This is a genomic window from Stenotrophomonas sp. T8, assembly GCF_051853085.1.
GTDB lineage: Bacteria > Pseudomonadota > Gammaproteobacteria > Xanthomonadales > Xanthomonadaceae > Stenotrophomonas > Stenotrophomonas sepilia.
This window is the reverse complement of record NZ_CP195329.1, coordinates 2,848,313-2,865,894: the sequence shown is the minus strand read 5'-3', so window position 1 is coordinate 2,865,894 and position 17,582 is coordinate 2,848,313. Positions and strand designations below refer to the sequence as shown.

General features: G+C 68.1%; 15 protein-coding genes. 8 read left to right on the top strand and 7 right to left on the bottom strand.

Annotation, left to right across the window (positions count from 1 at the left end):
• Positions 1-80: 80 nt before the first annotated feature.
• From nagZ to ACSDHM_RS13435, 6 genes are all read left to right on the top strand, one after another.
• Positions 81-1,088, top strand: coding sequence for a beta-N-acetylhexosaminidase (nagZ, locus tag ACSDHM_RS13460; protein ID WP_061479808.1), 1,008 nt, complete (start codon positions 81-83; stop codon positions 1,086-1,088).
• A complete protein-coding gene (locus ACSDHM_RS13455) occupies positions 1,088-1,642 on the top strand; it encodes a hypoxanthine-guanine phosphoribosyltransferase (RefSeq protein WP_005418223.1) in 555 nt (184 codons plus the stop codon). Before nagZ ends, ACSDHM_RS13455 begins: the two co-directional genes overlap by 1 nt.
• A gap of 82 nt (positions 1,643-1,724) precedes the next feature.
• Entirely contained in the window at positions 1,725-2,471 is a 747-nt protein-coding gene (locus ACSDHM_RS13450) for an S-methyl-5'-thioinosine phosphorylase (protein ID WP_005418222.1), read from the top strand.
• 88 nt (positions 2,472-2,559) lie between these two features.
• A complete protein-coding gene (locus tag ACSDHM_RS13445) occupies positions 2,560-2,766 on the top strand; it encodes a cold-shock protein (RefSeq protein ID WP_005410590.1) in 207 nt (68 codons plus the stop codon).
• 124 nt (positions 2,767-2,890) lie between these two features.
• Positions 2,891-4,159 (top strand): FAD-dependent oxidoreductase, encoded by a 1,269-nt coding sequence (locus tag ACSDHM_RS13440; protein ID WP_088496752.1) that lies wholly within the window; start codon positions 2,891-2,893, stop codon positions 4,157-4,159.
• A gap of 180 nt (positions 4,160-4,339) precedes the next feature.
• On the top strand, positions 4,340-4,609 hold the full coding sequence (locus ACSDHM_RS13435) for a hypothetical protein (RefSeq protein WP_088496771.1): 270 nt from the start codon (positions 4,340-4,342) through the stop codon (positions 4,607-4,609).
• Between the two features lies 1 nt (position 4,610).
• On the opposite strand, the gene pdeM is transcribed toward ACSDHM_RS13435, so the two are convergent.
• The 4 genes from pdeM to ACSDHM_RS13415 are packed head-to-tail and all read right to left on the bottom strand — an operon-like array spanning position 4,611 to position 10,300.
• Positions 4,611-5,252 (bottom strand): ligase-associated DNA damage response endonuclease PdeM, encoded by a 642-nt coding sequence (pdeM, locus tag ACSDHM_RS13430; RefSeq protein WP_072169094.1) that lies wholly within the window; start codon positions 5,250-5,252, stop codon positions 4,611-4,613.
• On the bottom strand, positions 5,242-7,701 hold the full coding sequence (locus ACSDHM_RS13425) for a ligase-associated DNA damage response DEXH box helicase (protein WP_088496751.1): 2,460 nt from the start codon (positions 7,699-7,701) through the stop codon (positions 5,242-5,244). The genes pdeM and ACSDHM_RS13425 overlap by 11 nt, the downstream gene beginning before the upstream one ends.
• On the bottom strand, positions 7,698-9,305 hold the full coding sequence (locus ACSDHM_RS13420; RefSeq protein ID WP_072169096.1) for an ATP-dependent DNA ligase: 1,608 nt from the start codon (positions 9,303-9,305) through the stop codon (positions 7,698-7,700). Before ACSDHM_RS13420 ends, ACSDHM_RS13425 begins: the two co-directional genes overlap by 4 nt.
• Positions 9,302-10,300, bottom strand: a complete 999-nt coding sequence (locus tag ACSDHM_RS13415; RefSeq protein WP_061479802.1) for a ligase-associated DNA damage response exonuclease — start codon at positions 10,298-10,300, stop codon at positions 9,302-9,304. The genes ACSDHM_RS13420 and ACSDHM_RS13415 overlap by 4 nt, the downstream gene beginning before the upstream one ends.
• 113 nt (positions 10,301-10,413) lie before the next feature.
• On the opposite strand from ACSDHM_RS13415, the gene ACSDHM_RS13410 reads away from it, so the two are divergent.
• The gene (locus ACSDHM_RS13410; protein ID WP_088496749.1) at positions 10,414-12,051 is read left to right on the top strand and encodes an acyl-CoA dehydrogenase family protein; all 1,638 of its coding nucleotides are present in this window, start codon (positions 10,414-10,416) and stop codon (positions 12,049-12,051) included.
• 280 nt (positions 12,052-12,331) lie between these two features.
• Here the strand turns inward: ACSDHM_RS13410 and ACSDHM_RS13405 are convergent, their stop codons facing one another.
• From ACSDHM_RS13405 to ACSDHM_RS13395, 3 genes are all read right to left on the bottom strand, one after another.
• Positions 12,332-12,742, bottom strand: a complete 411-nt coding sequence (locus tag ACSDHM_RS13405; RefSeq protein WP_088496748.1) for a hypothetical protein — start codon at positions 12,740-12,742, stop codon at positions 12,332-12,334.
• A gap of 154 nt (positions 12,743-12,896) precedes the next feature.
• On the bottom strand, positions 12,897-13,238 hold the full coding sequence (locus tag ACSDHM_RS13400; protein WP_005418203.1) for a hypothetical protein: 342 nt from the start codon (positions 13,236-13,238) through the stop codon (positions 12,897-12,899).
• A gap of 124 nt (positions 13,239-13,362) precedes the next feature.
• Positions 13,363-14,538 carry a thiolase family protein gene (locus tag ACSDHM_RS13395; RefSeq protein ID WP_049413060.1) on the bottom strand — a complete coding sequence of 392 codons (1,176 nt, stop codon included), beginning with the start codon at positions 14,536-14,538 and terminating at the stop codon, positions 13,363-13,365.
• 182 nt (positions 14,539-14,720) lie between these two features.
• Here ACSDHM_RS13395 and ACSDHM_RS13390 point away from each other — a divergent pair, with 182 nt between their 5' ends.
• On the top strand, positions 14,721-17,564 hold the full coding sequence (locus ACSDHM_RS13390) for an autotransporter serine protease (protein ID WP_188240751.1): 2,844 nt from the start codon (positions 14,721-14,723) through the stop codon (positions 17,562-17,564).
• Positions 17,565-17,582 lie beyond the last annotated feature (18 nt).

Here is a 17,582-nt window from a genome sequence, read left to right as displayed (position 1 = left end):
TTTCTGACCACTGCGCCTGTCGGCCGGTTCTGCGACAATGCGGCACTGCGCCATGCGGGCGCGCGTTGTGGAGATCGACCATGCTGCTGATCGGCGTTGCCGGCACCGAACTGACCGCCCAGGAACGTGACTGGCTGCAGCACGACGCCGTGGCCGGAGTGGTGCTGTTCAAGCGCAACTTCGCCTCGCGCCAGCAGGTGACCGATCTGAGCGCGGCCATCCGTGCCGCTGCCCCGCGCCCGCAGCTGATCTGCGTGGACCAGGAGGGCGGCCGCGTACAGCGCTTCCGCGAGGGTTACAGCGATCTTCCGCCGCTGCAGGACATTGGTGCCTTGTACGCCACCGACCCGCAGCAGGCCCTGGCGCTGGCCGAGCAGCATGCCTGGCTGATGGCCAGTGAAGTCCGCGCCAGCGGCCTGGATCTCAGCTTCGCCCCGGTGGTCGACCTTGGCCGCGGCAACCGCGCCATCGGCAACCGCGCCTTCAGTGAAGACCCGCAGGTCGTGGCCGCGTTCACCGCAGCCTATGTGCGCGGCATGCACGCGGTCGGCATGGCCGCCACGCTCAAGCATTTCCCTGGCCACGGCACCGTGCTGGAAGACACCCACGTGGATACCGCGATCGATCCACGCGCGCTGGACGAACTGCGCGCGCAGGACCTGGTGCCGTTCCAGGCCGGCATCGCCGCCGGTGCCGATGCGGTGATGATGGCGCACGTGATCTATCCGCAGGTGGCACCGGAGCCCGCCGGCTATTCCCCACGCTGGATCCAGGACATCCTGCGCGGCGAACTCGGCTTCCGCGGCGTGGTGTTCTCCGATGACATCGGCATGGCCGCCTCGCACAGCGCCGGCGGCGTGCCGGCACGCGTGCACGCGCACCTGGACGCCGGCTGCGACGTGGTGCTGGTCTGCCATCCGGAACTGGTCGATGAAGCCCTGCATGCGGTGCAGGGACGCTCCCTCAATACTGCTGCGCTGCTGGGCCTGCTCGGCCGCGGCGCACTCGGCTGGGACGGCCTGCTGGCCGATGCCCGCCATGGCGACACCCAATCCCGTCTGCTTGAAACCCTTGGAAGAACCGTCTGATGCCCAACCTCACCATTTCCCAGGCCCTGGCCCAGGCTGACCTGCTGGTCGACCGCCCCACCATCGACAAGGCCATCGCTGCTATCGCCGACGCCATCGCGCGCGATTACAAGGGCGAGGTGCCGTTGTTCCTGTCGATCATGCATGGTGCGCTGCCGTTCGCCGGCCAGCTGGCGCTGGAACTGGGCGCGCGCGGCCAGGACGTGCAGTTCGATTACCTGCACGCCACCCGCTACCGCGGCGAAACCACCGGCGGTGACCTGGTCTGGAAGCACAAGCCGGCCACCTCGCTGTTCGGCCGCCGCGTGCTGCTGGTCGACGACATCCTCGACGAGGGCTACACCCTGCAGGGCGTTCGCACCTGGTGCCTGGAACAGGGCGCGACCGATGTGCGCATCGCTGCGATGACCGTGAAGAAGCACGACCGTGCGCTGCCTGACGTGACCGCCGATTACGCGGGCATCGAGCTGCCGGACCGCTATGTGTTCGGCTTCGGCATGGACGTCAACGAGACCCTGCGCTGCGTGCCGGCCATCTACGCGATGAAGGAATAACGGCGCAGCCGCCCGCGGCGCGTCTTCTTCTGCCGCCGGCATCCTCGGGTGCCGGCGTTCGTCTTTTCATGGAGTGCTTCGAATGCAACAGATCGCCCTGGCCGTGATCGGCGGTACCGGTGTCTACAACCTGGCCAAGCTTGACGACGTGCAGACCCACGAGGTCGACACCCGCTTCGGCCGCCCATCGGGCCCGGTGCGCGTGGGCACGCTGCTCGGCCATCGCGTGGCGTTCCTGGCGCGGCATGGCGAGGGGCATTCGCTGCCGCCGCACAAGATCAACTACCGAGCCAATTTGGCTGCGCTGCAGCAGCTGGGCGCGCAGCGGGTGCTGGCATTGAACACGGTGGGTGGCATCACCGAGAACTTCGGTCCGCGCGTGCTCGCCTGCCCGGACCAGATCATCGACTACACCTGGGGCCGCATCAGCACGATCTGTGAAGAAGAAGGCTCCGACGTGGTCCACGTCGATTTCGGCCATCCGTACACGCCGATGCTGCGCAGCAAGATCCTGGCGGCAGCCAAAGTGACCGGTGTCACGGTCCATGACGGTGGCTGCTATGGCGCAACGCAGGGCCCGCGCCTGGAAACGATCGCCGAAATCGCCCGCATGCGCCGCGACGGTTGCGATCTGGTGGGCATGACCGGCATGCCGGAAGCCGCACTGGCGCGGGAGCTGGGGCTGGATTATGCCTGCCTGGCGATCATCGCCAACTGGGCCGCCGGCTGCGGTGATGGCGAGGAGATTACGATGGCCGAAGTGCTGGCCAATGTGCAGGCGGCCAGCAACGGACTTCCGGAACTGGTGGGCGAATTGGCGCGGGGGTGATTGTCTTCCCCGAGCAAGCTTTGCATACTCAGCTTGTGCGCGGGTTCAGCGTACACCACCCATTCATTGCATAAGGTCTCGCATCACCATGCCGAACGGTACCGTCAAGTGGTTCAACGACGCCAAGGGATTTGGCTTCATCTCGCCGGAGGATGGCAGCGCCGACGTGTTCGCGCACTTCTCCGCCATCAACTCCAAGGGCTTCCGCAGCCTGCAGGAAGGCCAGCGTGTCACCTATGACGTGACCCAGGGCCCGAAGGGCGCCCAGGCTTCGAACATCACGCCGGCCGAGTGATCCACTCGACAGTGCGTTGAAAACCCCGCTCCGGCGGGGTTTTTTTTGCGCTGCGACAAGAATTGCGCTGCCGTGGGCGGGGCCCCGCTGGGCATCCGGATTTGCGCTCGGGCACAATGCGCCCATGAAGGAACGACTGCGCATCGCCGTGATCGGCTACGGCACCGCTGGACAGGCATTGTCCATCCTGCTCTCCCGTGATGGCCACGAGGTGGAGATCTTCGAACGTGTGCCCACGCCGGGACCGGTTGGCGCCGGTTTCCTGCTGCAGCCCAGCGGCCTGCAGGTGCTGTGGCAGATGGGCCTGCTTGACGCCGTGCGCGCGCATGCCGCGCCGGTGCATCGCCTGTACGGCGATACGCCGTGCGAACGCGCAGTGATGGACATGCGCTACGCCGGCCTGGACGCGCGCCTGCACGGCCTTGGCATGCAGCGCGGCGCCCTGTTCTCGTTGCTGGATGATGCGCGTGCTGGTGCGGGCCAGCTGCATGCCGGCGTCAGCATCGCTGCAGTGGATGCCGAGCACGGCCGCCTGCGTGACAGCGAAGGGCGCCTGCACGGTGCGTTCGACCTGGTGGTGGCCGCCGATGGTGCGGCCTCGACGCTGCGCGGCACGATCAAAGACGGTAACGGACTGGATCGCGTGTATCCGTGGGGTGCGCTGTGGTGCCTGTTGCCGGCCGAAGACTGGCCACACCTGCAGGAGCTGCGGCAGCGCTACGTGGCCGCTCGCAAGATGATCGGGCTGTTGCCGGTCGGTACGCGGCCCGGTGATGACACGCCGCGCCTGAGCTTTTTCTGGAGCCTGCCACGCGCCGATTTCGAACGTTGGCAGGCCGACGGCATGATGCCCTGGCTGGACGAACTGCATGCGCTGTGGCCGCAGGCCAGTGCACGCTTCGCGCATCTGCGTGACGCCGGCCAGCTGGCACGGGCCGTCTACCGCGACGCGGTGATGACGCGCTGGCATCACGGCCGCATGGTGCTGGCCGGCGATGCCGCGCATGCGATGAGCCCACAGCTGGGCCAGGGCGTGAACATGGCGCTGCTCGATGCGCTGGCGCTGCGCGATGCCTTGCGCGCGCATGGTGGCGGTGCCGCGGCATTGCAGGCCTACCAGGCGCAGCGCAGGGCACACGTTGCGGTCTACCAGCGCTGGAGCCGTTGGCTGACGCCGCTGTTCCAGTCCGATCGCGATGCCTGGGCCAAAGCGCGCGACGTGCTGCTCGGCCCGATGGGGCGCCTGCCGGGTGGACGTGGTCACATGCTGCGTGTGCTCAGCGGTACCCAGCATGGCTGGTTCGGTTCGCTCGCGCTGGATCCTGCTTTCGTCGACGCGCTGGCCACTGCGGCGCAGGTGCCTCGCATCAACGCGATCACAGCCACTGCGTGAAACGCATCGTCACGTGAATTAACGGTTGCCTCACTGCGCATATGCGAGAAGTAGGTTGCACGCGATTACGCGTCGCCCGTTTTCCTTTCCGTGATCAACATCGCGCGTGGCCCGGGAGGCGCTGCCGTCGCGGCCTGTTGCGGCCCGGATGTGCCGCCTGTTGTCGAAGAGGAGGATGCCATGTTGTTCGCGGTCGAGGAGCTGGAATCGGAAATCTGCAAGCTGCGCGGTCTGTTGCAGATGCTGCACGAGGACCAGCCCGACGTACTGGAGGACGTGTTCGAGTTTCATGTCGGCAGCCTGATCAGTCATGCGTCGCCGGAGCACCACACGCGCATCCGCGCCTGCGCGCAGGAGATGCTGGCGGCGATCCAGGCCTTGCCGCGGCGACGGGAAGAGGACACGCCTGAGTTCCAGCTGATGCCGCAGCTGGATATCCGTCCGGCCTGATTCAAGCCAGGGGCAGTGCCACCAGGCCGTTGTCCACGCAGGCGACCATCTGTTCGCCGGCAGCGGGAACAGGAACGATTCCGGCGGTGAACGCGGAGAAGGCCGGCAGGAGTGTCATCCTGTCACGCAGCCAGAATGCGGGGAAGCGCCGCCGCAACGGAGGCAAAGCGATCTGTGGATGCAGATGCCCGGCGATCACATGCAGCTCCGCATCGGGCACCGGCTCATGCCGAAGCAGGAACGGTGGCAACCGTACTTCGTCGTGGATCTGCACCTGCAGCTCGGCACGCGGCAGCTGCCGGTCATGATTTCCGCGCAGGACATGCACGTCCAGTGCGGCATTGCGTTCGCGCCATCCCAGCCATTGCTGGTACCACGCAGCACGATGCGCCGGGCCGTGCAGGATGTCGCCCAGGATCCACACCTCGCGGCAGGCACGCGCGTCCAGCAGCCCCTGCAGGCGTTGCAGGTCCTTGCCGGTACCGCCGCCGGGCAGCGCGATGCCTGCGCGGCGGAAGACATCGGCCTTGCCCAGGTGCAGGTCGGCGAGCAGCAGTGCCTGCCGCGCGGGCCAGTACAGTGCACGCGCGCCAAGCAGCACCAGCGGCTCGCCTGCGCGCAGCAGCGGCAGTTCATCGGCCATGCCGACGCTCCAGCTGCTGGGCCACGCGTTGCACCCGGGTACGCCAGTCTTCGTTGCTGAACTGCCCGCGCAGGCGTTCGGCCCACAGCGGGAAACCCAACGGCGTCAGTGACGCCGGGCGCTGCACCGAGAGGGTCTGCATCCGAATCCTGGCCAGTACCTGTTGCAGCCCCGGCATGTCGAGGCTGTCATTCAGCACTTCCTGTTCCGCCAGCGCCAGCAGCAGGTGATCCGGGTCGTGCTCGCGCAGTACGTCGTAGAGCAGTCCCGCGGACGCCTGCAGCTGGCGCAGTGCCCGTGGCATGCCACCGGGCAGGCTGGGGATCAGCAGGCCGGCGACGCGTGCGATGCCGCGGAACTGGCGACGCGCCAGCTCGCCCAGGTTCACCGCAGCACGCAGGTCATCCAGCAGCTGACCGGTGGCGAACAGCGCCCGCCATTGCGCCGCGTCCAGATCGATGGCCTGTGCCGGTGCCAGCACCAGGCCGTGATCGTTCACCGCATAGCCGATGCTGTTGCGCTGCCGGCGGGTACAGCGCAGCGCGAGCAGGGCGGCCAGCGCCTCATGCACGTGGCGGCCGGCAAAGGGATAGACGAACAGGAACTGGCCTTCGCGACGCCGCACCTCTTCCACCAGCAGGTGGTCCGGGCCGGGAAGCGCCGACAACTGTTGCTGCAGTGCCAGCAAGGGCGACAGCCAGCGTGATTCGGCGCTGTCGTCAGCACCGGACAGTACCCACTCCAGCTCGCGTCCGAGTGGCATCGACAGCGGCAACTGGCCTCCCTGCCAGCGTGGCACGACACCGTCTCCGCGCCCTCGTGCCAACCGCACGAAGGCGGTCATGTCGCGCAGCTGCACCAGCTCCAGCAGGCGCCCGGCGAACTGGAAGCGGTCGCCACGGCGCAGGCGGCTGGCGAACTGCTCCTCCACGGCGCCCAGGCCGCCGCCGCGCAGGAACTGCACGCGCACGCTGCCATCGCTGCTGATGGTGCCGATCGACAGCCGATGACGCAGCGCCTGGCGGCGGTCGTGCATGCGGTACCACCCATCGGCATCTCGCACGACCTTGTGGAAATCGGGGTACTGGGCCAACGCCTGCCCGCCCTGCACAATGAACGTGAGCACGGCCTGCCACTGGTCGTCGCCGAGCGACGCGAAGGCATGGGTACGCCGGACCTGTGCCAGCAGCGCAGTGCTGTCGAAGCCGCCCGCCAGTGCGCGGCTGACCGCGTGCTGGGCCAGCACATCCAGCGACAGCGTCGGCGGCCTGCGCGCTTCGACCACACCTTCAGCCAAGGCACGGCGCACCGCAGCGTACTCGGCCAGTTCCAGCGCATGGCTGGGCACGCACAGGATGGCGCCGCTGGCACCCGGGCGGTGGCGTGCGCGTCCGGCGCGCTGGCGCAGGCGCGCCACGCCCTTCGGGCTGCCCAGCTGCAGGACCTGCTCAACCTCGGGGAAGTCGACGCCCAGGTCGAGGCTGGAGGTGGCAACCACGCAGCGCAGCGCACCCGCGCGCAGGCCGTCCTCCACCTGCTGGCGCAGTGCCGGATCCAGCGAGCCGTGGTGCAGTGCAAGCGTGTCCGGTTCTTCCGGCCAGACCGCCGCCAGCGCCTGATGCCACAGTTCCGCCTGTGCACGGGTGTTGGTGAACAGCAGGCTGCTGCGTGCCTGCATCAGCGCCTCCAGCACGCGTGGCAGCTGTGCCAGGCCCAGATGCCCCGCCCATGGGAAGCGCTCGCCGGGGTCTGGCAGCAGGCTGCGCACGCTCAGTGGGCGCGGCCGTACGCCCTGCACGATCGGTGCTTCCGGTCGCCCGGGCAGCAGCACGTCGCGCGCCTCGTGCAGATTGCCCAGGGTGGCTGACAGTCCCCACAGCTGCAATGCCGGCGTGGCATCGCGCAACACCGCCAGGTTCAACTGCAGCAGGACGCCGCGCTTGTTTCCCAGCAGTTCGTGCCATTCGTCCACCACCACGCAGCGCAGCCGCTGCATGCGCGGCAGCGTATCTGGATAGCTCAGCAGCAGCGCCAGTGATTCCGGCGTCGTCACCAGTACGTCGATGCGGCCTTCGCGCGCCTGGCGCCGCTCTCGGTTGCTGGCGTCACCACTGCGCAGGCCGACACGCCAACCCAGCCCCAGCCCATCGACCACGGTCTGCAGCGCGCGTGCAGTGTCGCTGGCCAAGGCGCGCAAGGGGGTCACCCACAGCACCTGCAGCGGGCGTACCGCGCTGGCGCGGCGGGGGGAGGTCGGCGGGTTGATCATGGCCTGCAGCAGCGGCCCTCCGAACATCGCCAGTGTCTTGCCACTGCCTGTGGGTGTGTGCAGCAGTCCGGATTCGCCGGCGAGATAGTGACGCCACATCGCGCGCTGGAACGGCAGTGAGCGCCAGCCTCTGGACGCGAACCAGTCTTCAAGCCGGCGCAGTGCCTGGCTGCGGTTCATCGTGCCAACGCCTGCAGCGTGGCCAACTGATCGGCTTCGCTGGCGGGCTTGTCGTGGCGCCAGCGCAGGATGCGCGGAAAGCGCACGGCGATGCCCGACTTGTGCCGGCTGCTGCGGTTGACCGCCTCGAAGCCCAGCTCGAAGACGTGTTCGGCGCGAACGCTGCGCACCGGGCCGAAGCGCTCGCGGGTGTTGGCGCGGATCCAGCGATCGAGCGCGAGGATTTCCTTGTCATCCAGGCCCGAATAGGCCTTGGCCACCGGCACCAGCGTGTCGCCGTCCCAGACGCCGAAGGTGTAGTCGGTGTACAGCGTGCTGCGCCGCCCATGGCCGGCCTGCGCGTACAGGAGCACCGCATCGATGGTGAGCGGATCGACCTTCCATTTCCACCAGTCACCACGGCGGCGTCCGGCCTGGTAGGGCGAGGCATGCCGCTTCAGCATCAGCCCTTCCACGCCGCGTTCGCGTGCCACGTCGCGCATTGCCGCCGCCTGAAGCCAGTCGTCGGCGTCAACGCCGGGTGAGAGCTGGATCCGTGCATCGTTCAGTGCACCGACGACCTCGGCGAGACGCGCGCGCCGCTGCTGCAGCGGACGTTCGCGCAGGTCCACGCCATCGAGTTCAAGCAGGTCATAGGCGAGCACCCGCACTGGCGTGTTGCGCAGGGTGGCCGCACCGGGCTTTCGGCGCTGGATACGCGTCTGCAGCGCGGTGAAGGCACGCGGCAGGTCCGCGGCTTCGTCCCAGGCCAGCAGCTCGCCGTCCAGCACGCAGCCATCGGGAAGCGCCATCGCCGCCTGTTCGATCTCGGGGAAGCGGCCATCCAGCCGCTCTTCGCCGCGTGACCACAAGGCGACCTCGCCGCGCCGGCGCAGCAGCTGCAGGCGGATGCCATCCCACTTCCATTCCAGCAGCCAGTCATCGATCGCGCCGAGTCGTTCGGCAGGGTTGCCCTCCAGTGGCGAGGCGAGGAAGAACGGGTAGGGCTGCTGCCGGTCCAGCGGCAGCTCATCCGGCGACAGCAGCTGGGCCAGCAGCCCGGGCGAGGGCACCCACTCGCCCAGCATGCGCTGGGCGATGCGTGCGATGTCCAGGCCGGACCATTCGGCCAGCGCCTGCTGCACCAGTCGTTGCGAGACGCCAACGCGCAGGGCGCCGGTCAGCAGCTTGTTGAACACCAGGCGTTCGCTGCTGCACAGCTGCTGCCAGCCGGCCACGACTGCCGCACGGCGCATCGCCTCGGGTTGGTTGGCCACCGCCAGCAGGTGCTGTTCGATCCATTCGGCCAGGGGCCGGTCAGGCGAGGGGTTCGGTGGGTCGTCCAGCAGCAGGGTCAGCGTTTCGGCCAGGTCACCCACCTGCGCATAGCTGTCCTCCACCAGCCACGGTGGCAACCCTGATTCCTCGGCAATCCAGGCGCGCAGTTCGCCACTGGCGGCGATCTTCCTGCGCGCGCCGCCCACCTTGCCACCACTGAGCAGGTACAGCGCCCACGCCGCATCGTGCGCGCCTGCCTGGCCGAAGTAATCGACCAGTGCCGCTCGCTTGTCCAGCGTGGCAGTGCTGCGGTCCAGGCGTTGGTAGAGTGCTGCGAAGGCCTTCATTCCTCGCTCCCGAAATCGGTACGGAAGGCTTCGGCAGCCACGCCGCGCTCGCGCAGGAACGGAATCAACGCATCGGTATTGCCATGGGTGGCGATCACCCGCTGCGCGCCGGTCTGTTCGATCGTCTGCAGCAGTGCGGGCCAATCGGCGTGGTCGGAAATGACGAAGCCACGATCAACGTTGCGGCGGCGGCGGTTGCCGCGCAGTTGCATCCAGCCCGAGGCGAAGCCCAGCTGGTGACGGCCGAAGCGGCGCATCCAGGGCGTGCCCGCAGCCGAGGGCGGGGCGAGGATCAACTGGCCGGCGGCATCGGGCTGGCGGCCCTGTTCGGCCACGGTGAGCGTCTCCAGCATCGGTACGCCGGCCTGCCGGTACACCGCCACGCCATTGGCGATGGCGCCATGCAGCCAGGCCGGCCGATCGTCCAGCGGCCGCAGCTCGGCCAGCACCCGTTGTGCCTTGCCGAGTGCATAGCACAGCAGGATCGCAGCCTCGCCGCGTTGTTCGCATTCGCGGCGCCACGCCACGATCTCAGCAGCGACGGCCGGCGTGTCCGGCCAGCGGTAGATCGGCAGGGCGAAGGTGGCTTCGGTGATGAAGGTATCGCAGGGCACCACTTCGAACGGCGCACAGGTTGGGTCAGGCTGCCGCTTGTAGTCGCCGGAGGCGACCCAGACCTGCCGCCCGTCGTCGATGCGCACCTGCGAAGATCCCAGGACGTGACCGGCTGGATGCAGCGAGACCTGTACCCGGCCCAGGCGGAACGGCACGCCCTCGACGTGCGCCTGTACCGGCACATCGCCCAGGCGCCAGCGCAGGATCGGCAGGCTGCCTTCGCTGCAGTGGTACTCGCCCATGCCCGGGCGGGCGTGATCCCCGTGGCCATGGGTGATGACCGCGCGCGCTACCGGTCGCCAGGGATCAATGTGGAAATCGCCGGCGGCGCAGTACAGCCCTTCCGGGCGCAACACCACCAGATCGTCGTTGGCTGCCATGCGGTCACTGTGGCCTGCCGCTCGTGCACAGGGTGAGAACCGGCCTGAACACGGGCTTGGCAAGTCATGCGGCACAATCGGACCGCATACCTCTTGCCGCCAGGATGGACCGGATGAGTGGACCGAGCTTCAGCAGCGACGCGCCCTACGAAACCCATGTGGTGTTGAACCAGCCGCCACCGTTCGCGGGGCGCCAGTTGTGGACTGACGACGTGGCGCTGATGGAAGCTGTGCAGCGCGAAGGCGCTGGCAGCTTCGCGCCACGCCTGGCGGTCTATGGCGCGCTGGCCGGCGACGAGCTGTACCGGCTCGGCTTTGATGCCAACCGCGACCGCCCACGCCTGCGCACGCATGATGCGCAGGGTCATCGCATCGATACGGTGGAGTTCCACCCGGCCTATCACCAGTTGATGGAAACGGCGAAATCGCACGGTGTCGCCGGCTTGTCCTGGCACGAACCGCAACCCGGCGCGCACGTCGCGCGTGCGGTGTTGAGCTACCTGCACCACCAGGCCGAGGCCGGCACCAGTTGCCCTTTGACGATGACCCATGCAGCAGTAGCGGTGCTGCACGCGCAGTCGCATCTGGCCGAGTGGGCACGCAAGGCCGCAGCGCCGGTCTATGACCCGCGCGACGTGCCGGTGGCTGACAAGGCCGGCATCACCCTGGGCATGGGCATGACCGAGAAGCAGGGCGGCTCGGATGTGCGCGCCAACAGCACGCGCGCCGAACCGATCGATGGTGAGCGCTATCGCCTTGTCGGCCACAAGTGGTTCTTTTCCGCACCGATGTGCGATGGCTTCCTGGTGCTGGCGCAGGCGCCGGGAGGACTGACCTGCCTGCTGATGCCGCGCCGGCTGGCCGACGGTGACCGCAACGCGTTCCGCCTGATGCGATTGAAGGACAAGCTCGGCGATTGGGCCAATGCCTCCAGCGAAGTCGAGTTCTGCGGCGCGCAGGCATGGCGGGTGGGCGAGGAGGGGCGTGGCGTGGCCACCATCATCGGCATGGTGATGATGACCCGCCTGGATTGCATGCTGGGCGCAGCGGCGGAAATGCGCATGGCGTTGGCGCAGGCGTTGCACCACGCACGCCATCGCCGCACCTTCGGCAAGCTGCTGGTCGAGCACCCGTTGATGACCAATGTGCTGGCCGACCTGGCACTGGAATCGGAAGCGGCCACGGTACTTTCGATGCGCATCGCACGCGCGGTGGATCGCGCAGGCGTGGATGCCAACGAGGCCGCGCTGGCGCGACTGGGAACGGCACTGGGCAAGTACTGGCTGTGCAAGCGCGCACCGGCCTTCGTCAACGAAGCGCAGGAATGCCTCGGCGGCGCAGGCTATGTGGAGGAATCGATGCTGCCGCGGCTGTACCGGCAGGCGCCGTTGAATTCGATCTGGGAAGGCAGTGGCAACATCCAGTGCCTGGACGTACTGCGCGCGCTGGCACGTGAACCGGAGGCACTGGCGGCGCTGCGCGCCGAGCTGGCAGCGGTGGCCGATCGTGATGCGCGCTACGCAGCGGCATTGCAGCGTTGGGCAGCGGCACCGGCACCGGATGAGTCGCAGGCGAGGCTTTTCTGCGAGCGCACTGCGCTGCTGCTGCAGGCAGCGTTGATGTTGCGGGCGGGCAGTCCAATGGCTGAAGCGTTCGTGCGCAGCCGGCTGGAAGGGCAGCATGGGCTGGTGTTCGGGACGCTGCCGGCGGGTGTGGATCTGTCGGCAATGCTGGCGCGCGCGCTGCCGTAGGGCGGCCAACGGCGAAGCCCCTCGTGGTGGGCGCTGATACTGATGGGTGGGCCGCGCGGGTAGGTCGCGCAGGGGACGCCGTGAATACGTTCTTGTAGGCTCGGGCGCGCCATCCATGGCGCTTACGCCCCTGCGCAACCTACCCGCGCGTCCTTGGACACTTTCCGTACGCGTCCAGCACGGAATCAACAGAAAGAGCAGAGAGCGAAAAGCAGAAAAGCCGCGGCAGTGCCGCGGCTTTTCCTGTGGCGCCGAGCCGATGCCCGGCTGCCGGTACGCCTTAGTGCTTGGCTTCTTCCCTGGCGGCGTTGGCCTTGGCGTCATTGGCGACATCACGGGCCTTGTCAGCAACCTTCTGTGCGGCGTCCGCAGTGGCGTCGCTGGCATGTGCAGCGGCGTCGGTGGCCGCAACCTTGGCCTTGTCTGCGGCGTTTGCGGTGGCGTCTGCGGCCTTGTCCAGTGCCTGTTGGGTATCGGCGGCGGCCTGCTCGGAAGCGGCAGCGGTCTTGTCGGCAGCGTTGCGGGTGGCTTCGGCGGCCCTGTCCACGGCGTCACGGGCGGCAGCGCCGGCGCTGTCGGCGGCCTGCTGCGCGTCCTGCTTGGCCTGTTCGGCTTCCGGACCCTTGCAGGCGGCCAGGGCCAGCAGCAGGGAGGCGGCCAGCAGCGTGGTGGTGATCGGGCGAATCTTCATGGCGGTCTCCGGTACTGCAATGGATGGGGACGCCAGCCTATTCATGCCGTTGTGAAGACGGGGTCGCGATCCGAGGCGCGCGCAGGCAGCAGGCCAAAGAAAAAGCCGCTGGCGAACCAGCGGCTTTTCCAGAACAGCCTGAAGAAAGAAGTTATTACTTCTTGGCTTCTTCAGCAGCGTCCTTGGCCTGCTCAGCGGTAGCTTCGGCAGCCTTGGCAGCGTCCTTGGCTTCGCCAGCAGCAGCGTCGGTCGCGGCAGCAGCGGTGTTGGCAGCAGCGTCGGTCGCAGCGTCAGCAGCGGTGGCGGCGGTGTTGGCAGCCTGCTGGGCAGCGTCGGCGGTCTGGGCGCCGGCAGCGGCGGCCTGGTCGGCAGCAGCCTGGGCTTCGGTGGCGGCTTCGTTGGCCGAAGCAGCGGCGTCCTGGGCAGCTTCCTGCTTCGAGCAGGCGGCCAGGGCCAGAGCCAGGGACATCGCGACCAGCAGCTTGTTGATGCTCATTGTGTAAATCCTCGTCGTTAGAATTAGGCAACGCGCATGCTGCGCGCCGACAACATGATGACAAGCCAAGATTGGGTGTCAAGCGATCCCGCATTCATTTTTGCGAAATCGTCGTTAAATCTTTTTAAATCAATTCGATGGCGATGGCTGTTGCTTCACCGCCACCGATGCACAGGGTGGCAATGCCGCGCTTGCCACCGCGCGTGCGCAGGGCGTTGACCAAGGTCACCACCAGGCGTGCACCGGAGGCACCGATGGGATGGCCCAGTGCGCAGGCCCCGCCATTCACGTTGAGCTTGTCGTGCGGGATGCCCAGTTCACGCATCGGTGCCATCGCCACCACGGCGAAGGCCTCATTGATTTCGAACAGGTCGATCTGGTCCAGCGACCATCCGGTCTTGGCCAGCAGCGTGCGGATCGCGCCGATCGGGGCGGTGGTGAACCACTCCGGTTCCTGCGAATGGGTGGCGTGGCCGACGATGCGCGCCAGCGGGGTAATGCCACGTGCGTTGGCGTCTTCCTCGGTCAGCAGGACCACCGCAGCGGCGCCGTCGGAGATGCTGGAGGAGCTGGCGGCGGTGACGCTGCCGTCTTTCTTGAAGGCCGGGCGCAGGGTCGGGATCTTGGCGATGTCGGAGCGGCCGGGTTGCTCGTCGGTGGCGACCTCGACCTCACCCTTGCGGGTGGCGACCTTCACCGCGACGATCTCGTCGGCGAATGCCCCATTGGCCTGTGCGGCCTGTGCGCGCTTGACCGATTCGATCGCATAGGCGTCCTGTTCCTCGCGGCTGAACTGGTACTTGTCCACGGCGCATTCGGCGAATTCACCCATGGCCTTGCCGTCGTAGGCGTTGACCAGGCCGTCGTGGGCCATGTGGTCGATCGCCTGGAAGTTGCCGAAGCGGTTGCCGGTACGCGAGTTGGGCAGCAGGTGCGGGGCGTTGGACATCGATTCCATGCCACCGGCAACCACGATGCTGGCCGAACCGGCCTTGATCAGGTCATGGCCGAGCATGATGGTCTTCATGCCCGAGCCGCACACCTTGTTGAGGGTGGTGGCACCGGTCGACAGCGGAATGCCGGCGGCGATCGCCGCCTGGCGGGCGGGCGCCTGGCCGAGGTTGGCCGGCAGCACGCAGCCCATGAGGACTTCAGAGACGTCGCTGGCCGGCACGCCCGACTGTTCCAGGGCGGCCGCGATGGCGGCCGCGCCGAGGGTCGGGGTCGGCACGCCGTTGAACTGGCCGAGGAAGGAGCCGATGGCGGTGCGCTTGGCGGCGGCGATGACGATGTTGGACATGGCAATCTCGTTGATGCGTAAGCAATGTTCGGAAAGGAGACCGAAGACGTTGGAAGCGCCGCGATTTCCCGGCAGACTGCGTGGGGGTCGACCCAAGTATAGAGGGTCGGGGAGGGCCGCCGCTGGGCGGCACCGCACGCCTGCCGGGATGTGGGCAGGCCAACGTTCATGGGAAGGAATCGATGGAACGCACGATGATGGTGAGGTCGGCGCTGGCGTCGGCGCTGGCGATGGCATTGACGGCATGTGGTGGCGGCGGAGGCGGCGGCAATGTCCGCATCGATCCACCCCCGACCACCCCGACGCCCCCGACCACGCCCCCGCCGACCACCCCGCCTCCGGCCAAGCCGCAGGAGCCGGCCTTCGACGCGCACCTGTCCGTGACCAATGCGCGTGCCGCACAGGCCGCTGGCCTGACCGGGCAGGGGGTGCGCATCGGCATCGTCGATTCGGGCGTGCAGCGCAACGCAGTGGCGCTGAACGGGCGCGTGGTCGCCAACCTCAACTACATCGACCCCGCCCGCAACAACCTGCAGGTGGACGACGTGGTGGGCCACGGCACGGCGGTGGCCAGCCTGGCCGCGGGTGCTCCGGTGGGGTCCTGGCCGGGCGGCATCGCCCCTGGCGCACAGATCGTTTCGGCGCGGATCATCGCCGACAAGCCGCCCGTCGATGACGGCAGCGGCAAGGGCAATTCCTTCAGCGGCCCACTGGGCGTGGCGCAGGTCCACCAGGACCTGATCAGCTACAACGTGAAGGTGATGAACAATTCGTGGGGCGGCCTGTACTGGACCGACCTGCCGACCACCGCGCAGGTGGCGGCCGAGTACCGGCCGTTCGTCATCAATCATGGCGGCCTGGTGGTGTTCGCGGCCGGCAACGATGCGCGCCCCGAGCCGAGCAGCCTGGCCGCGCTGCCCAGCCAGCTGGGCGTTGCCGGCTCGCTGCCAGCGGCCGATCTGGAGCGCGGCTGGCTGGTGGCCACTGCGGTGGATCCGTATGCACCGGGCACGCTGGCCAGCTACGCCAATGCCTGCGGCCAGGCCGCGCGCTACTGCCTGGCGGCGCCGGGCAGCGCGGTCTATCCCGATGCCAACGGCGGCAGCTATTACTGGAACTACGGCACGTCCTTCGCCGCCCCGCTGATTTCCGGCGCCGCCGCCCTGGTCTGGCAGCGCTACCCGTACTTCGACAACAACCTGGTGCGGCAGACCCTGCTGGGCACCGCCAAGGACATCGGTGCGCCCGGCGTGGATGCGGTGTTCGGCTACGGCCTGCTCGACATCTCGCGGGCGATCAAGGGGCCGGGGCGCTTCGACTGGGGCGACGTGGTGGCCAATGTCGATGCGCCATCGAGTGGCTCGCTGTGGAGCAATGACATCGTCGGCAGCGGTGGCCTGGTCAAGCAGGGCGGGGGAACCCTGGTGCTGGGGGGCAACAACAGCTACAGCGGTGCCACCCGCATCGAGCGCGGCATCCTGTCACTGCAGAACGGCAGCGTGATCCGCTCCAACGTGACGATCCTGGCGCAGCCCGATCCGGATTCGACCGGCCTGCAGTTCAATGGCGGTACGCCGCGCGTGATCGGCAATGTGGTCAACGGCAGCAGCGTGTTGCTGACCACCGATAGCACCACCGGCACCATCGAGGGCAACTACACCCAGCAGGCCGGCGCGCAGCTGATGATCGCGCTCGGTGCCAATGCGCTGCAGGTCACCGGCAACGCCACGATCAACGGGGGCGTGCGCGTACACGGCTTCGTCTCCGGCTATGTGCCGCAGAACGGCAGCCGCCAGGACCTGATCCACGCCGCCGGCGGCCTCAGCGGCACCTTCAGCAGCCCGGCCACCTCCAGCGGCCTGCAGGGCCTGTCGCTGCTGCAGAGCAGCTATGGCTATGACAGCAACAACGCTTGGTTGAACCTGACCCAGGTCAGCGTCACGGCGGCAGCGACCGGCCTCACGGCCTCGGCGCAGTCGGCTGCGCAACGCGTGGACAGTGCGTTCAGCGCGCTTGATGGCGATACGACGCTGCAGGGCTCGGCCTTCGGTACGGCCGCCGGTGCGCTGCAGTGGACTGGCGGTGGCAGCAAAGGCCTCGAGGCCAGTTTGCAGAGCCTGTCCGGACAGGCGCATGCGCGGGCCGAGTCGGCCACCTTCGACAGCATCGACATGTCACGCCGCGCGATCGCCGAGCGCTTTGATCGCGTGCAGGCGGCGCCGCGCCTGCGCGGGGCCTGGCAGAGCGCGCTCGGCGAAGCCGGGCAGGGCAGTTTCGCCGGCAATGCCGCCGACAGCCGCGGTTGGATGGCCGGCCAGGACCTGCCGCTGGGCAGCAATGGGCTGATGGGCGTGGCCTTTGGCGAAACCCGCAGCAATGGTGGCAGCGGCTTCGGCGGTGATCGTGGGCGTGATCGCCAGGCGCAGGCGCAGCTGTACGCCGGCTGGAACCTGGGCCGGGGCTATGCGCTGGCGCAGGTCGGCAGCGGCCAGTTCACCCGGGCGCTGGATCGCCAGTTGCTGCTGGGCGCCGGCGCCTACGGTGTCTCTGCACGTTACGGCGGACGTTTCAGCAGTGCCAGTGTCGAAGGCGGCTATCGCTTCGGCAACGCGGGTGCGTCGTTGACACCGTATCTGGGCGCAAGCACGACGCGCGTGGATACCGATGCCTTCAACGAACTGGGCGGGTTCGGCTTCGGCCTGCGTGGCGATGCCAACCGCGTACAGCGCAGCCAGATGCTGGCCGGTATCCGCGGCGAACGTGGCTGGGGGCGCTGGACCCTGCGCGGGCATGCCGAATGGCAGCAGCGGCTCGATGGTGCCGATGCGGACTGGCAGGCCAGTTTCGTCGGCGTTGATGCATGGGCGCCACTGGCGGGCTGGAACGCCCCGCGCGGCAGTGCGTTGTTCGGCGTGGCGCTGGAGTCGTGGTGGGGCCGCAACGGCCGCCTGAGCCTGGGCTTCGACCAGCGCGTCGGCGGCGAAGGCGCGCGCCAGGCGGCGTTGCGCTACAGCACCGGCTTCTGAACGGGCGGTCGCGCCGGG

What these genes read in the sequence shown, in the direction of transcription:
- ACSDHM_RS13435 (WP_088496771.1), top strand. Translation starts at nt 4,340, where the DNA reads ATGTTGTTCGCGGTCGAGGAGCTGGAATCGGAAATCTGCAAGCTGCGC.
- nagZ (WP_061479808.1), top strand. Translation starts at nt 81, where the DNA reads ATGCTGCTGATCGGCGTTGCCGGCACCGAACTGACCGCCCAGGAACGT.
- ACSDHM_RS13410 (WP_088496749.1), top strand. Translation starts at nt 10,414, where the DNA reads ATGAGTGGACCGAGCTTCAGCAGCGACGCGCCCTACGAAACCCATGTG.
- ACSDHM_RS13400 (WP_005418203.1), bottom strand. Translation starts at nt 13,238, where the DNA reads ATGAGCATCAACAAGCTGCTGGTCGCGATGTCCCTGGCTCTGGCCCTG.
- ACSDHM_RS13395 (WP_049413060.1), bottom strand. Translation starts at nt 14,538, where the DNA reads ATGTCCAACATCGTCATCGCCGCCGCCAAGCGCACCGCCATCGGCTCC.
- ACSDHM_RS13440 (WP_088496752.1), top strand. Translation starts at nt 2,891, where the DNA reads ATGAAGGAACGACTGCGCATCGCCGTGATCGGCTACGGCACCGCTGGA.
- ACSDHM_RS13415 (WP_061479802.1), bottom strand. Translation starts at nt 10,300, where the DNA reads ATGGCAGCCAACGACGATCTGGTGGTGTTGCGCCCGGAAGGGCTGTAC.
- pdeM (WP_072169094.1), bottom strand. Translation starts at nt 5,252, where the DNA reads ATGGCCGATGAACTGCCGCTGCTGCGCGCAGGCGAGCCGCTGGTGCTG.
- ACSDHM_RS13420 (WP_072169096.1), bottom strand. Translation starts at nt 9,305, where the DNA reads ATGAAGGCCTTCGCAGCACTCTACCAACGCCTGGACCGCAGCACTGCC.
- ACSDHM_RS13390 (WP_188240751.1), top strand. Translation starts at nt 14,721, where the DNA reads ATGGAACGCACGATGATGGTGAGGTCGGCGCTGGCGTCGGCGCTGGCG.
- ACSDHM_RS13455 (WP_005418223.1), top strand. Translation starts at nt 1,088, where the DNA reads ATGCCCAACCTCACCATTTCCCAGGCCCTGGCCCAGGCTGACCTGCTG.
- ACSDHM_RS13450 (WP_005418222.1), top strand. Translation starts at nt 1,725, where the DNA reads ATGCAACAGATCGCCCTGGCCGTGATCGGCGGTACCGGTGTCTACAAC.
- ACSDHM_RS13445 (WP_005410590.1), top strand. Translation starts at nt 2,560, where the DNA reads ATGCCGAACGGTACCGTCAAGTGGTTCAACGACGCCAAGGGATTTGGC.
- ACSDHM_RS13425 (WP_088496751.1), bottom strand. Translation starts at nt 7,701, where the DNA reads ATGAACCGCAGCCAGGCACTGCGCCGGCTTGAAGACTGGTTCGCGTCC.
- ACSDHM_RS13405 (WP_088496748.1), bottom strand. Translation starts at nt 12,742, where the DNA reads ATGAAGATTCGCCCGATCACCACCACGCTGCTGGCCGCCTCCCTGCTG.